This is a genomic window from Henriciella sp. AS95, from assembly GCF_038900055.1.
Taxonomy (GTDB): domain Bacteria; phylum Pseudomonadota; class Alphaproteobacteria; order Caulobacterales; family Hyphomonadaceae; genus Henriciella.
Genome location: NZ_JBBMQM010000001.1, coordinates 366609 through 380884 on the forward strand (window position 1 = coordinate 366609; position 14276 = coordinate 380884).

Genomic DNA, 14276 nt, shown 5'->3' on the forward strand with positions numbered 1-14276 from the left:
TGTTTAACTCGCCGCTCTTTTCAGACCGCGACGCTTGACGTGAGAGAGAAGCGCAATCAGGGCCCCAGGCGTTACACCTTCAATTCGCGAGGCTTGACCAATTGTCGAAGGGCGCACCGTTTCGAGCTTCGAACGAACCTCATTCGACAATCCGCCAACGGTCGAAAAATCCATATCCGCCGGTATATCCAGTGCTTCATCTCGACGGAGCGCTTCGACGTCTGCTTTCTGGCGTTCGATGTAACCTGCATAAGTGGCTTCGATTGCCAGCTGCTCAGCAGTCTCTTTTTCTATGTCGGCAAGTTCCGGAAAGGCGTCGCGGAGCTGGTCAAACCCGATATCAGGATAGGCCAGGAATTCCCAGGCAGAGCGCTTCTGTCCATCCTGATTGACCTTCCATCCGCGCTTGGCCGCATCATTTGGTGTCAAATGGACCGACTGGAGGAGGTTTCGTCCGTTTTCCAGACTTTGATGTTTCACGTGAAACATTTTAGCGCGGCGCGGACCGACAATACCGAGGGCCAGCCCTTTCTCGGTGAGACGCTGGTCGGCATTATCTGCGCGTAGGGCGAGGCGGTATTCAGCCCGGGACGTGAACATCCGATATGGCTCCGTCACACCCATGGTCACAAGATCATCTATGAGAACACCGATATAGGCTTCGGCACGGTCAAACTTCACGGCTTCCAGGCCCTTGGCTTTCCGCGCCCCGTTCAGTCCGGCGACGAGACCCTGCGCCCCGGCCTCTTCATATCCGGTCGTGCCATTGATCTGTCCGGCCAGGAAAAGACCGGGCATGGCCTTTACTTCCAGACCATAGGTCAGCGCGCGAGGGTCGACATAGTCGTACTCGATTGCATATCCCGGCTGGAGGATCCGGACGTTTTCGAGCCCTTCGATGGTGCGGATGAAGGATTCCTGCACATCGGTTGGCAGCGATGTCGAGATTCCGTTCGGATAGACCGTGTCATCATCCAGGCCTTCAGGTTCCAGGAAGATCTGATGCCGGGTTTTATCTGCAAAGCGGTGGACCTTGTCCTCGATCGACGGGCAATAGCGCGGCCCGCGACCGGCAATCGCGCCGGAATACACGGCCGACTGATTGATGTTCTCCGCGATAATCTCGTGGGTCGCTTCATTGGTATAAGTGATACCACATGAAATCTGCGGGACATGGATACGATCATTCAGGAAAGAAAACGGGATCGGTTGTTCGTCGGCCGGCTGACGCTCAAGCTTGTCCCAATCAATCGATGCGCCATCCAGACGGGCGGGCGTGCCTGTCTTCAGTCGGCCCATGGGTAGTCCCAGCGCGTATAACCGGTCTGACAGACCGATTGACGGGGCCTCACCGATGCGTCCGGCTTCGATCCGCTCGGCGCCGCGATGGATGATCCCCTTAAGGAAGGTTCCTGTAGTAATTACTACACAACGCGCCGCATAGCGCGTGCCAGTCAAACCGATCACACCGGCGGTCTGACCGTTCTCGACGATGAGGTCTTCCGCGCCATCTTCGATGAGCGTCAAATTGGGATAGTCGGCCAACTCTGCCTGCATCGCTTCGCGATAGAGTTTGCGGTCAATCTGCGCGCGGGGACCCCAGACGGCTGGGCCTTTCGAGCGGTTCAACATCCGAAACTGGATGCCCGCTCTGTCCGCCATACGTCCCATCAAGCCATCGAGCGCATCAATTTCACGGACGAGATGGCCCTTTCCCAATCCGCCAATCGCCGGATTGCAGGACATCTCACCAATCGTCGATAGCTTGTGCGTGACCAATGCCGTGTTCGCACCGGCGCGCGCAGAAGCCGCCGCGGCTTCACAGCCAGCATGGCCGCCGCCGACAACAATTACGTCAAAATCAAATGCAGCTGACATTTGCGCCTGGTCCTCGGAAATTTCCTGTGAGGCCGCCGCTATACATCATGTTTCCCGTGAAACACAGGGTCTGGAGTCATTTGCCGATACAGAAGGAAGAAAAGACAGATCCGAGGATTTCTTCCACGCCGATCTCACCGACCAGAGCCGAAAGCTGACGGGCGGCCAACCGGACATCTTCAGCGACAAGTTCAGCGCCGCCGCCGCGGGAGATAAGGTCAAGCGCCTGTTCCACATGAAACAGGGCTTGCTGCAAACTCGTGCGATGTCTCTTCCGGGTTATCAAGGGGGCGACGTCCCGATTAGCCTTGCGCGAGACCACATCGGCGATGACAGCTTCGAGTTCGCCAAACCCTTCTCCCGAAAGGGTCGAAATAAGGAATGTATCTTCGTCGGCCGCGACGTGCGCCTTGTCGGCCTTGGTGATGACTTTCAAATCTCCCGCTTCGACGTCATCAAAAACGATGTCCTCATCGGCGGCACGGAGGTGAAGTCGAAGGTCAGCTGACCCCGCCCTTTCGCGGGCTCTTCGAATACCTTCTGCTTCAATCGCGTCGCCGGCTTCGCGAAGGCCCGCCGTGTCTGCCACCCAGGCAATCTGGCCGCCAATCTTGAGGCGGACTTCCACCACATCACGCGTCGTTCCTGGAATATCCGAGACGATGGCCGCTTCGCGCCGTGCGAGCCGATTCAAAAGGGATGATTTGCCAGCATTGGGCGGACCAACAATGGCGATCCGAAACCCCTCACGGATCCGCTCTCCAACCTCGTCATCCTGTAATGCCTGTTGCAGTGACAGCCGGATCGACTGCAGGGCGTCAGCCACGGGGGACGATGTTTCGTCTGGCGCATCCTCTTCATCCGGAAAGTCGATACTGACTTCCAGAAGCGCTAGCGCTTCAACAAGCTTCGAGCGCCATTCGGCGTATTGCGCGGACAGTTCGCCATCCAGCTGGTTCAAGGCGAGGGATTTTTGTGCGCGGGTTTCCGCATCGATCAGATCTGCGACCCCTTCGGCCTCGACCAGGTCGAGGCGACCGTTTTCAAAGGCGCGACGTGTAAACTCGCCCGGCTCCGCGAGACGCGTATTCGCAAATTCGCAGATCGCGTCGAGCGCGTGATCGATGACCGCCGCGCCGCCGTGGAGATACAGTTCGGCTGTGTCCTCGCCGGTATAGGAATTGGGGCCCGGCATAAAGACGCCCAGACCTTCATCAATTGTTTCACGGGAAACATCGAGAAACCGGCCGAACACGGATCGGCGAGGTGCCGGCAAACCGGACTCAAACATGGATGCGCAAATCTCGCGGACCTTGGGTCCGCTGATCCTGACGATCGCGATTGCGGATGGAGGCGGCCCGGAAGCGAGCGCGCAGATCGTGTCGCGCGCGTCTGCCATGGCCTAGTTCTTCATGGCCTCGAAGAATTCGTCGTTCGTTTTCGTCTGACGAAGCTTGTCGAGCAGGAAGTCCACGGCATCGGACGTACCCATCGGATTGAGGATGCGGCGGAGGATGTAGATCTTCTGCAGCTGTTCCTTCGGCGTGATGAGTTCTTCTTTCCGTGTACCGGACTTCATGATGTCGATGGCCGGGAAGGTCCGCTTGTCGGCGATCTTGCGATCGAGCACGATTTCGGAGTTACCCGTACCTTTGAATTCCTCGAAGATGACTTCGTCCATGCGCGAGCCGGTATCGATCAGCGCCGTAGCGATAATGGTCAGCGAACCGCCACCTTCGATATTCCGCGCGGCACCGAAGAAACGTTTCGGCCGTTGGAGTGCGTTCGCGTCGACACCGCCGGTCAGGACCTTGCCGGAGCTTGGCACCGTCGTGTTGTAGGCGCGGCCAAGACGCGTGATCGAATCGAGCAGGATGACAACGTCGCGGCCATGTTCGGCCAGGCGCTTGGCTTTTTCGATGACCATTTCCGCGACCGCCACGTGGCGTGTTGCCGGTTCGTCGAAGGTGGAGGAAATAACCTCGCCCTTCACCGAACGCTTCATGTCAGTGACTTCTTCCGGACGCTCATCGATCAGCAGAACTATGAGATAGCAATCAGGATGATTTTCTTCGATAGACGCAGCGATGTTCTGAAGAAGAACGGTCTTACCGGTGCGCGGCGGCGCAACGATCAGAGCGCGCTGGCCCTTGCCGATCGGGGCCACGATATCGATGACACGGCCGGAGCGATCCTTTTTGGTCGGATCCTGGCTCTCCATGTGGAGGCGTTCTTCCGGGTAAAGCGGAACCAAATTGTCGAAGTGCACCTTCTGGCGCGCCTTTTCAGGCTCTTCGAAATTGATCGAGTTCACGCTCATCAGCGCGAAGTAGCGTTCACCGTCGCCCGGTTCCTTGATGGGGCCTTCAACCGTGTCGCCGGTTTTCAGACCTGCCTGTTTCAGGAGCTTCGGATTGACGTAGATATCGTCCGGCCCCGGCAGATAGTTGGATTCCGGTGACCGCATGAAGCCGAACCCATCGGTCAGGACTTCAAGGACGCCGCGGCCAATGATTGTGATATCGCGTTCGGCAAGTTCGCGCAGGACAGCGAACAGGATGTCCTGGGTCCGCAGCGATGACGCGTTTTCAACTTCAAGACTTTCGGCATAGGCCAGAAGCTCTGTCGGGCTCATGGCTTTCAGGTCGCGCAGGTAAACCTGGCTTGGCGTATCGGTGTCGGCTTCAGGCGCAATATCTGACATGGAAACTCGGATTGGATGTGCTTCGGCTATCTGGTAGCGGAACGCAGGAGAAGGGAGTTTGTGCCAACCCTGGAACGGGCTGACCGGTTGAGGGGCTTATGCGCTCAAATCCGTCGTCTCGTCAAGACCGCCTCGTCAGATCAGAATGGGTGGACGATCACCATGATGGCGACGATGATGAAAAGCAGAAACGGAACTTCATTCATCATCTTCAGCTGCTTCGGCGAAACCTCTTTGCCCTCATCGATCTTACGGCCTAGCATCACAAAATAACCATGCATGCCGGTGAGGATGATCACGGCCAAGAGTTTCACGTGAAACCATCCGTTTTCAAGAAGTGCCTTATTCATCACCACCATCGTGATCCCGAAAATCCAGACCAGGATGACCGATGGATTGAGGATGATCATCTTCAGCTTTTTCGATGCCGACTTCATCGTCTCGAACAGTTCATTTCCCGGCGAGGAAGCGAGTTGGTGAAGCTTGTATCGTGGATAGACCAGCATGCCCGCCATGAAGGCGACCACGAAAATCAGGTGCAGCGCTTTAATCCAGAGATACAGCATAGGTCAGCTATTCCGTGTAAAGATTACTTACCGCTTCCAGTTGCGAACAGTCTGAACGACTTTTTCGACGTGCGGAATGGGAGTCTGGGGAAGAACGCCATGACCCAGATTGAAAATATAAGGGCGGTCGCGATAGGCCTCGAGCAATTCCTCAACCCGGCGCTCCATCGCACTTCCCCCAGCCATTAGAAGAAGCGGATCGAGATGGCCCTGAACAGGAAACTGCATGGGTATCTCGCGATTGACGAAAGTCGGTACGGCAGCCGTATCAAGTCCGACGGCGTTTACACCCGTCTCTCGTGCATATGCCGGAAGCATCGCTGCGGCGCCGCGCGGAAATCCGATGATCGGTACTTTCACACCTAGCTCATGCAGACGCGAAACGAGCTTTCGATTGGGAATGATCACAATCTGTTCGAACACATCATTGGGCAGCCCTTCGGCCCATGATTCAAACATCATGAGGGCTTTGGCGCCTGCTTCCACCTGGGCCTGCATGTAAAGCGCTGTCGCCTCGACGATATCATCGAGCAGCAGATCGAGTTCAGCAGGATACTGATGGGCCCAGATCCGGGCCGTTGATTTGTCCGTCCCGCCGCGTCCTTCGATGGCATACAGCGCAACGGTCCAAGGTGCACCGGCAAAGCCGATAAGCGTTTTCGACGGATCGAGCTTTGAAGTCACTCGTGAAACCGTTTCATAGACCGGCGAAAGACGTTCGGCCGCTTTTACCGGCGGAACCGTATTCAGTCTCTGACCCGGCTCAACGGTTTCCACGATCGGTCCAACACCTTTCTCGAACCGAACACCCTGTCCGAGCGCGTCGAGGATGAGAAGGATATCTGCAAACAGGATCGCCCCATCCATATCATATCGCTGGATCGGTTGGAGCGTGGCCTCTGTGGCAAGTGAAGGCGTGTAGCAGAAATCGAGAAAGTCTTTCGCTCGTCCGCGAAGCTCAAGATATTCCGGAAGGTGGCGACCTGCCTGTCTCATCATCCAGATGGGAACAGGATCCTGCCGATTGCCATTGAGGACAGACAGAAGTGGTTTTTGTGCCTCTTTGGCCATCTTGGTCCTTTTTGAATCATCCATTGAATGAGCTCTTATCATTACTAAGCGGCGGATATGGTGGACAAACCGTCTCATGGCGAGTTGTCAGCAGCATTTCCACAGCCAATCCCCAGAACATCCCGATTTTAACGTTTTGTTAGGACTTTGGATTCGTGGTTAATTTTCTATTAACCATACTGGCGCCGGCGCGGATTGGAACAGACGGGGATTCTGGCCTGCGGGAATCTTCCGGATGTGGATTTCTGGTGCATGGATGGGGACAAACTCTTCTGTCCACAATCTCTCCACAGGGGTTGTCCATTTCTGCGAGACGCTGCACTTTCCGCAGCAGTCTAGCGAGCCGGGGACAGAATGCGTCCAAGCATCTACTTCAATGTGCATCTCGTATCCGATTCCACGGGCGAGACCTTGAACGCCGTCATGCGGGCAGCCGCTGCGCAGTTTGAGAATGTAATCCCTCTCGAGCATAATTACTATCTGGTGCGGTCTGAACGCCAGCTGGAACGGGTGATGCGCGATATCGAAGCGGCACCTGGAATTGTGTGGTTCACGATTTCAGACGAGGTCCTCCGCATCAAGCTGGAGCAGTTTTGCCGGCAACACCAGATCCCGGTCCTGGCTGTGCTGGATGCCTCAATCCACCTGCTCAGCCGGCATCTTGGTATTTCGGCGACAGAACGGGTTGCCGGCCAACATGCCCTTAACGCCGAATATTTCGAGCGGATTGAGGCGATCAATTACGCGCTCGCCCATGATGATGGCCAGAATCTGCAAGGCTTGCCCAATGCTGATGTCATCCTGCTGGGCGTCAGCCGAACTTCGAAAACGCCAACCTGCGTCTACCTTGCCAATCGGGGCGTTAAGGCCGGGAACATTCCCCTGGTGCCGGGCGTGCCCGTGCCAGCAATTCTTGACGAGATCGACCCGGAAACCGGGCCGCTGGTGATCGGCCTGAAGATTGGCGTTGAGCGGCTGGTTCAGATCCGCAGCCAGCGCCTGATGGCACTGAATGAAAACTCAGAGACCGATTACACCGATGAAGAGGCTGTGCGATCGGAAGTCACCGACGCTAACCGATTGTTCCAACGCAAGAAATGGACGATGATTGATGTGTCGCGCCGGAGTGTTGAAGAAACGGCGGCGGCGATTCTAAACAAATTGAATGAGCGGCGCGGCCAGTGAGCAACCTCAATATTATTCTGGCGTCCGGTAGCGAAAGCCGGCGAAAATTGCTCGCGGGAGCAGGAATCGACGCGGTCTGCATCAAGCCGAACGTCGATGAAGATGTTGCAAAAGTATCATTCCGCGCGGAAAAGATGCGCGTCTCGGATCAGGCGATGCGCCTTGCAGAGATGAAAGCCGTGAAGGTTTCGCAGAAGCATGGCGGTCTCGTCATTGGCGGCGATCAGATGCTGAATCTTGACGGCGAAGCGATGGACAAGCCGGTCGATCTGGCCGACGCCGCCAATCATCTGAGACAGTTTTCGGGAAAGGCGCACAAGCTTGAAACTGCAATAGTTATTGCAGAAGACGGGGTACCGGTCTGGCGTCACCTCGTCGCGCCAACGCTGACGGTCAGGCCCCTGACGGAAGACTTCATAGCCGCCTATCTGGAGGCAGCCGGACCCCAGATCCTGAACACTGTCGGTGCCTATATGCTTGAGGGTATTGGCGCCCAGCTCTTCTCCAGAATTGAGGGTGACTACTTTTCCATACTCGGTCTGCCGCTCCTGCCCCTGCTTGACTATTTGCGAGTGAGAGGCGTCATCACGTCATGATGCAAAAGCTCGCCGTTATTGGAGATCCCGTCGGACACTCCCTTTCGCCGCAAATCCACATGACGTGGATCGATGCGATGGGGCTGGACGCCTCCTATGAATCGAAACGCGTTCCGACCGGTGAAGCTGTCGAAGCGCTCGAGGATTTTGCACGCAAGGAATATGTCGGGCTGAACGTCACCCTGCCCCATAAACAGGCCGTTCTGAAAAGCGTCAGCGAAGCCTCGCCAGCTGTCCGCGCGATCGGCGCCGCGAATACGCTTCAGCGGATCGGCGCTTCCGACTGGGCGGCCTATAACACCGACGCGCCCGGCCTGATGGCCGCGCTCGAGCGCGTCGGCATGAAAAGTGTTGCCGGCAAGACTGTGCTTTTGCTCGGTGCTGGCGGGGCTGCACGTGCCGCCTTGTTTGCGCTCGATGATGCGGGCGCAGAGATCATCGTTCTCAACCGCACTGTCGAGAAGGCGGCAACGGTCATTTCCGAATGCTGCCAGCGCAGCCATCAATACGGCCCGCTGGAAGATCTCGCTTTGCATGCTGAGAAAGCCGATCTGGTCATTAATTCAGCAAGCATCGGTCATGGCGGCGATCATTTCGTTCTGCCGGAAGGCGATGGGCGCCTGTTCTTCGAAATGAGCTATGGCGCTCCGGCCGCGTCGCAGCTCGCCCATGCCCGCGCAAAGGGCTGGGATATTGAAGACGGGCTGGGCATGCTGGTCTGCCAGGCAGCTGAAAGCTTTCGGATCTGGTTTGGCGGTGAGCTTCCCGACGTGGAAATCGCTCTTGAAGCCTGCCGCGAAACCCTCAAAATCACCGGATGATCATTCTCGGCCTGACAGGCTCAATCGGCATGGGGAAAAGCGCGACCGCGGCAATGTTCGCGGAAGAGGGCGTGCCCGTTTATGACGCCGACGCCGCTGTCCACGCAATCTATGCCAAGGGTGGCCTGGCGGTTGAGCCGCTTGGTGAACGCTTCCCGGGCGTCGTTGTCGACGGCGCTGTCAGCCGCCAGCATCTGCGCGATATCGTACTGGAAGACCCAGACGCTCTCAAAGCGCTGGAAGCTATCGTTCACCCGCTGGTCGGAGAAACGCAGTCCATTTTCAGACGGGAAGCGATACATTCCGGCGCGAGATTCGCTGTTCTGGATATCCCGCTCCTGTTCGAAACCGGCGGCAACACGCGTTGTGACTACACCGCAGTGGTCACGGCCCCGGCAGAGATCCAGCGCGCCCGTGTCATGGCGCGCGAAGATATGTCCGAAGCCGATTTCGAAACGATCCTGGCCAAACAGATGCCGGATGCTGACAAGCGGGCCCGTGCTGATTTTGTGATCTCCACAGCCTTTGGTTTCGACTTCACGCGAACCCATGTAAAAGCGATCACAGACCTGCTTTCGAATATGGAGTCTGACCAGGTATGACCGTCCAGATCCGCGAGATCGCATTCGACACCGAAACGACCGGCCTTAACTGGTCTGGCGATGACCGGGTCATCGAGGTTGGCGCTGTTGAGTTGATTAACCATGTCGCGACGGGCCGGACCTTCCACGAGCGCATCAACCCTGGCCGCAAAGTCTCTGAAAAAACCATCGAAATTACCGGTATCACAGACGATATGCTGGTCGACAAGCCGCCGTTCGAACACCCCTCAATCGTTGACGCTTTGCTTGAATTTATCGGGGATTCGCCTGTCGTGGCTCATAATGCCGCCTTCGACCGCGGCTTCCTGAACGCAGAACTGCTCCGTTGCGGCAGACCGGAAATACCGCTGGAGCAATGGGTCGATACGCTCGACATCGCCAAGAAGCGATATCCGGGCGCGCCTGCTTCACTCGATGCGCTTTGCAAGCGGTTCAATATTGGGCTGGAGGCACGCACGCTCCACGGCGCCCTGCTCGACAGCCAGCTGCTCGCCGAAGTCTATCTTGAACTCAAAGGCGGCCGGGCCCGAAGCTTCGACTTTTCCGATGGGTCAGACCATGGCGATGGCGCAAGATTTCGCACCGCCCGCCAGCGACCAACGCCGCTCGGCTCTCTCGTGACACCGGAAGAAGCCGAGCAACATCGTCTTTTCATGGAAACGATTGGCGAGAGCGCAATCTGGTCGCGCTATCAGCCCTGAGGATCGGATGAGCCGTCTGTGGTCGGGGACTGCTGCGGTGCAGGCGCTGACGCCGGCGCACCGTTTTGCGATGCCGCTTGCTGGGCCGCACGCTGGCGTTGCTGGCGATAAAGCGCCGTAAAGTCTACAGGATCAATACGAAGGGCCGGGAAGCCGCCTTCCTGGGTCAGGTCGGCAACGATGCGGCGACCGAAGGGGAACAGCATGCGCGGCGCTTCGATCAGCAGCATGGCTTCGGTATCGGCCGGTGTTCCGCCCTGGATCTGGAAAAGCCCGGCGTATTGAAGCTCCACGAGGAACAAGGCGGTGTCCTGCGTTCCGGCGCGGGCGTTCAGTTTGAGAATGACTTCGTAGACGCCTTCCTCAGATTTCTGGGGAATGGCCTGGACATCGATGCCGAGATCGACATTCGGTTGCTCATTGACTCGAGAGCCAGGATTCTCGAAGGACAAATCCTTGATATACTGGTTCAGGACACGCATTGACGGGCCAGTGGGTGTTTGCGGCTGCGCTGCGGTGTCTGCTGGCGTCTCTGTCATGGGTGGGAAATCCTCTCTAAAACTGGGGTTTGCGCCTATCATGCGACCCCATGTTGCGCAACACTGGGTGGCACAGCAACAAACATGACTATATGTGTGTTAGTATAACACCTTCCGGTTGGAGACTTCATGTCCTCTTCGCTTATTGAACTTGTCCTATTAGCAGCGATCGCGCTCTTTGTCGGGTGGCGGCTGTACACGACGCTGGGCAGTGATGCCGGCCCACCTGAAGGGCGCGCCCGCACACAGGCGCCGACCACACCGAAAACCGACGAGCGCCGCGCCGAAGAGGCGCGCGGCGGCCTGCGCCCCGCCTTTACCGGGCCGGCCGCTGCGGGACTGGAAGCCATCCACTCCGCGGACCCGAGCTTCAATCCGGCTGAATTCAAGCAGGGTGCAAGAAGCGCTTATGAAATGCTGGCAACAGCCTTTGCGCGCGGCGACCGTGAAACACTCAAGCCCTGGCTCGATACCGATGTCTGGGAAGCCTGGGATGCCGCGATTGCAGAGCGCGAAAAAACGGGCGTCGAAGCCCCTCAGCTCCTGCGCATCCGTCATTGTGAAATCGACGATGCCAGCCTTGATGGGACCATGGCGCGTGTCATCGTTCGCTTTGAAGCCGAGCTCGGCGACGGCGACATGACCCGGAAGTCTGAAGAATACTGGACCTTCATGCGTGATGTTCAGTCCGATGACCCGAACTGGCTTCTCGACGACGTCGACACGGCGACCTGACACTCAAGGAAATCAGGTGACAGCCCTCGCCATTCCGGGCAGTTTTGTGCCAGCTGGTGAGGAAACTGCGGAGGGCTGCCATGGCCAGAGATCTCGTTCTCTATACAAACCCGATGTCTCGCGGGCGCATCGTGCGCTGGATGCTTGAAGAGGTCGGCGAGCCTTACGATACGAAACTCATCAATTATGAGGGCGAGATAAAGTCAGCGGACTATCTCGCCATCAATCCGATGGGGAAAGTCCCTGCCATCGTACATAAGGGCCGCACGGTGACAGAATGCGCTGCGATCTGCGCCTACCTCGCCGATGTCTTTCCCAATGCCGGCCTGGCACCGCCGCCAGAAAGCCGCTCAGCCTATTACCGCTGGTTCTTCTTTGCCGCCGGCCCGCTCGAAGCGGCTGTGACCAACAAGTCTTTGGGGATCGTTCCAACTGAAGAACAGAGACGGACGGTCGGTTATGACCGGATGGAAACGGTTCTCGACGTATTGGATGCGGCTGTTCAGGAAGCGCCATACCTGGCTGGAAACGATTTTAGCGCCGTCGACGTCTATGCCGGCTCCCAGATCGGCTGGGGCTTGCAATTCGGCACGATCGAGAAGCGCAAATCCTTCGAAGATTACTGGGCGCGTATCAGCTCCCGTCCGGCCAAGCAGAAGGCAGACGAGATCGATAACGCGCTGCTGCAGGGCTGAACATTGACGTCCGGCAGTTTTAATTTGCGGGGCTTCGAAAAGACCTGCAAATCTCATGGCATGAAAACTCTTGGACTAGCTTTCACCCTGTTGGGGCTGGCGGCGTGCGCAAGTGCACCGGAGCCTGAACCGACACCCCCGCCTGTTGTAGAGACCCCTGCCCCGCGCCCTGTCTGGGTGCCGCCTGTTCCGGCTGAATTTGCGGGCCTTCCTGGCTGGAACGAAGCGAACCTGCTTCCGGGTCTCGAGGCCATGCGCAAGAGCTGTGAGACGTTTTCGCGCCGGTCAGGAACAGAGTATCTCTCCACCAATGCGCCATGGGCGGGCACAATAGATGACTGGTTGCCGGCTTGCGCGGCGCTCGATGTCGTCGCCGACAATGCCAGCGCAAAGGCTGTGGTGCAGGCGCTTTTCCAACCCGTCGAAATCCTGAGCCCGAGCGGCGAGTCTCGGTTTACCGGCTATTTCGAACCGGTTTATGAGGCGCGTTATGCGCCCATTGCGCCCTATACAGAACCGGTTCCTGCCTTGCCCGCTGACCTGGTTTCGGAGGGCGGCAACAATGTTTATCAGACCCTGCCTGGCGGTGGACGCCGCCCCTACCCGGCCCGCGCTGAAATCACGGCCGGTGGTGTGACGCCGCTGGCCTATGCGCACCCTGCTGACGTGTTCTTCCTCCAGATTCAAGGCTCCGGTAAGCTGGTTTTTCCGGATGGCACGGTGAAGAAGGCTGTTTATGCGGCGCATAATGGCCAACCCTTTCGTTCAACAGCCAACTGGTTGATGGATCGCGGCTGGATTTCTCGAGGCGAAGCGTCGATGCAGGGGATCCGGGCCTGGATGGACCGCGCGAGCCCATCCCAGGTGCGCGAAGCGATGAATGCAAATCCCCGCTTTGTCTTTTTTACGATTGATGCGTCGAGCGAGCCTACCTCTGGGCCCAAGGGCGCGCTGAACGTCCCGCTGACACCGCTTGGATCCATGGCGGTGGACCGATCCTTCCACCCGCTCGGCGTTCCGGTTTTCGTTCAGACGAGTGCTCCGGGGCTTGGGGGGAACTGGTCAGGATTGCTCAATGCGCAGGATACCGGCGGCGCCATCAAAGGTGCTGTGCGCGGCGACATCTATTTCGGTACCGGTCTTGAAGCGGGTCAACGCGCGGGCACGACGAACGCACCGGGCAGGCTCTGGGTGCTGCTTCCGGGTCCGGTCGCTGCGCGGCTTGATGCACCGGGACCTGTTGCATCGCTTGGCGAGACAGCGAAGGCGCATTAGATCGGCGGGATGACCGACCGGAAACTCTCCAGCGACGAGGCAAAAGCCTGGGACCGCGTACGCCGCTCGGTTCGGCCGTTGAAATCCGGTCCGTCTCCCAAGATCAAGCGCGATGTCACAGACCATCCTATCCTCAAACAGGTCAAGCCGGCAAAGCCTCCTGCCAAAGCTGGGACTCAGACGGGTTCTGGACGGGTTTCGAGAGCTGAACCGGCGATGTCCGGACCGGCCGACCGGAGCAAGGAGAAGAAGGTCCGCAGAGGCAAGCTCGACATCTCTGCGAGCTTCGACCTTCATGGCCATACGCAGGATTCTGCCTGGTCAGCCCTGCCCGCCTTTCTTATCCGGGAGCAGGCGCGCGGTAGCCGATGCGTTATCGTCATTACAGGGAAGGGCAAAACCGGCGAGGGGATCCTGCGCCGGAATTTTTTGCGCTGGATTGAGATGCCCGATGCGAGCTCGCTGGTCTCAGGCTATTCGCCGGCCCATCCAAAGCATGGTGGATCGGGCGCGTTTTACGTTTTCCTGAGGCGCCGCTAAGCCTTGGTTTGTCTCGCCGCTTTTTCCGCGATACCGGACACGCCGCGCCGTTCGGCCAGGGCTTCGGCGACCATGTCGAGCGGTACGCCCTTGGCCCGGAGGCCCACCAGGAGGTGAAAGAGTAGATCAGCCGTTTCGGCCGCGACATCCCGCCGTCCCTCGGCCGCGATCGCCAGCGCGACTTCGGCGCCTTCCTCTGCGATCTTTTTGGCGCATCGGATCTCGCCGGACTTCAACAGCCGGGCTGTATAGGATTTCTCAGGATTGCCATCGACACGCTCATCGACTGTCTGCGCGAGGATGGCGATCAGGGCGTTCAATTGATGCGCTGAGCCAAGTGCCTGTTTAGCCATGATTTTCTTTCAGTC

At 58.0% G+C, this 14276-nt stretch carries 16 protein-coding genes; 9 read left to right on the top strand and 7 right to left on the bottom strand.

Going from position 1 to position 14276, the window contains the following annotated elements; translation table 11 throughout:
- Window positions 1-3: 3 nt before the first annotated feature.
- From mnmG to hemE, 5 genes are all read right to left on the bottom strand, one after another.
- The gene (gene mnmG / locus WNY37_RS01900; protein ID WP_342971760.1) at window positions 4-1878 is read right to left on the bottom strand and encodes a tRNA uridine-5-carboxymethylaminomethyl(34) synthesis enzyme MnmG; all 1875 of its coding nucleotides are present in this window, start codon (window positions 1876-1878) and stop codon (window positions 4-6) included.
- 76 nt (window positions 1879-1954) lie between these two features.
- Entirely contained in the window at window positions 1955-3277 is a 1323-nt protein-coding gene (mnmE, locus tag WNY37_RS01905; protein ID WP_342971761.1) for a tRNA uridine-5-carboxymethylaminomethyl(34) synthesis GTPase MnmE, read from the bottom strand.
- A 3-nt stretch (window positions 3278-3280) separates the two neighbouring features.
- Window positions 3281-4582, bottom strand: a complete 1302-nt coding sequence (gene rho / locus WNY37_RS01910) for a transcription termination factor Rho (protein WP_342971762.1) — start codon at window positions 4580-4582, stop codon at window positions 3281-3283.
- Window positions 4583-4722: 140 nt separating this feature from the next.
- On the bottom strand, window positions 4723-5148 hold the full coding sequence (locus WNY37_RS01915) for a CopD family protein (RefSeq protein ID WP_342971763.1): 426 nt from the start codon (window positions 5146-5148) through the stop codon (window positions 4723-4725).
- 27 nt (window positions 5149-5175) lie between these two features.
- On the bottom strand, window positions 5176-6243 hold the full coding sequence (gene hemE / locus WNY37_RS01920; RefSeq protein WP_342971764.1) for a uroporphyrinogen decarboxylase: 1068 nt from the start codon (window positions 6241-6243) through the stop codon (window positions 5176-5178).
- A gap of 330 nt (window positions 6244-6573) precedes the next feature.
- Here hemE and WNY37_RS01925 point away from each other — a divergent pair, with 330 nt between their 5' ends.
- The 5 genes from WNY37_RS01925 to dnaQ are packed head-to-tail and all read left to right on the top strand — an operon-like array spanning window position 6574 to window position 10124.
- Complete coding sequence (locus tag WNY37_RS01925) at window positions 6574-7404, top strand: pyruvate, water dikinase regulatory protein (RefSeq protein ID WP_342971765.1); 831 nt, start codon at window positions 6574-6576, stop codon at window positions 7402-7404.
- Window positions 7401-8000, top strand: coding sequence for a Maf family protein (locus WNY37_RS01930; RefSeq protein WP_342971766.1), 600 nt, complete (start codon window positions 7401-7403; stop codon window positions 7998-8000). The genes WNY37_RS01925 and WNY37_RS01930 overlap by 4 nt, the downstream gene beginning before the upstream one ends.
- Entirely contained in the window at window positions 7997-8821 is an 825-nt protein-coding gene (gene aroE, locus WNY37_RS01935) for a shikimate dehydrogenase (protein WP_342971767.1), read from the top strand. Before WNY37_RS01930 ends, aroE begins: the two co-directional genes overlap by 4 nt.
- A complete protein-coding gene (gene coaE, locus WNY37_RS01940) occupies window positions 8818-9423 on the top strand; it encodes a dephospho-CoA kinase (protein ID WP_342971768.1) in 606 nt (201 codons plus the stop codon). Before aroE ends, coaE begins: the two co-directional genes overlap by 4 nt.
- Window positions 9420-10124: a DNA polymerase III subunit epsilon gene (dnaQ, locus tag WNY37_RS01945; protein WP_342971769.1), complete on the top strand. Its 705-nt coding sequence runs from the start codon at window positions 9420-9422 to the stop codon at window positions 10122-10124. Before coaE ends, dnaQ begins: the two co-directional genes overlap by 4 nt.
- Here dnaQ and secB read toward each other — a convergent pair.
- Entirely contained in the window at window positions 10115-10663 is a 549-nt protein-coding gene (secB, locus tag WNY37_RS01950) for a protein-export chaperone SecB (RefSeq protein WP_342971770.1), read from the bottom strand. The two genes, dnaQ and secB, sit on opposite strands and share 10 nt — an antisense overlap.
- Window positions 10664-10792: 129 nt before the next feature.
- Here secB and WNY37_RS01955 point away from each other — a divergent pair, with 129 nt between their 5' ends.
- From WNY37_RS01955 to WNY37_RS01970, 4 genes are all read left to right on the top strand, one after another.
- A complete protein-coding gene (locus WNY37_RS01955) occupies window positions 10793-11398 on the top strand; it encodes a Tim44/TimA family putative adaptor protein (RefSeq protein ID WP_342971771.1) in 606 nt (201 codons plus the stop codon).
- Between the two features lie 80 nt (window positions 11399-11478).
- Window positions 11479-12093 (top strand): glutathione S-transferase family protein, encoded by a 615-nt coding sequence (locus tag WNY37_RS01960; protein ID WP_342971772.1) that lies wholly within the window; start codon window positions 11479-11481, stop codon window positions 12091-12093.
- 60 nt (window positions 12094-12153) lie between these two features.
- Complete coding sequence (locus tag WNY37_RS01965) at window positions 12154-13368, top strand: MltA domain-containing protein (protein WP_342971773.1); 1215 nt, start codon at window positions 12154-12156, stop codon at window positions 13366-13368.
- 9 nt (window positions 13369-13377) lie between these two features.
- A complete protein-coding gene (locus WNY37_RS01970) occupies window positions 13378-13908 on the top strand; it encodes a Smr/MutS family protein (protein ID WP_342971774.1) in 531 nt (176 codons plus the stop codon).
- Here the strand turns inward: WNY37_RS01970 and hisE are convergent.
- Entirely contained in the window at window positions 13905-14261 is a 357-nt protein-coding gene (gene hisE, locus WNY37_RS01975) for a phosphoribosyl-ATP diphosphatase (protein ID WP_342971775.1), read from the bottom strand. The genes WNY37_RS01970 and hisE overlap by 4 nt on opposite strands.
- Between the last annotated feature and the right edge of the window lie 15 nt (window positions 14262-14276).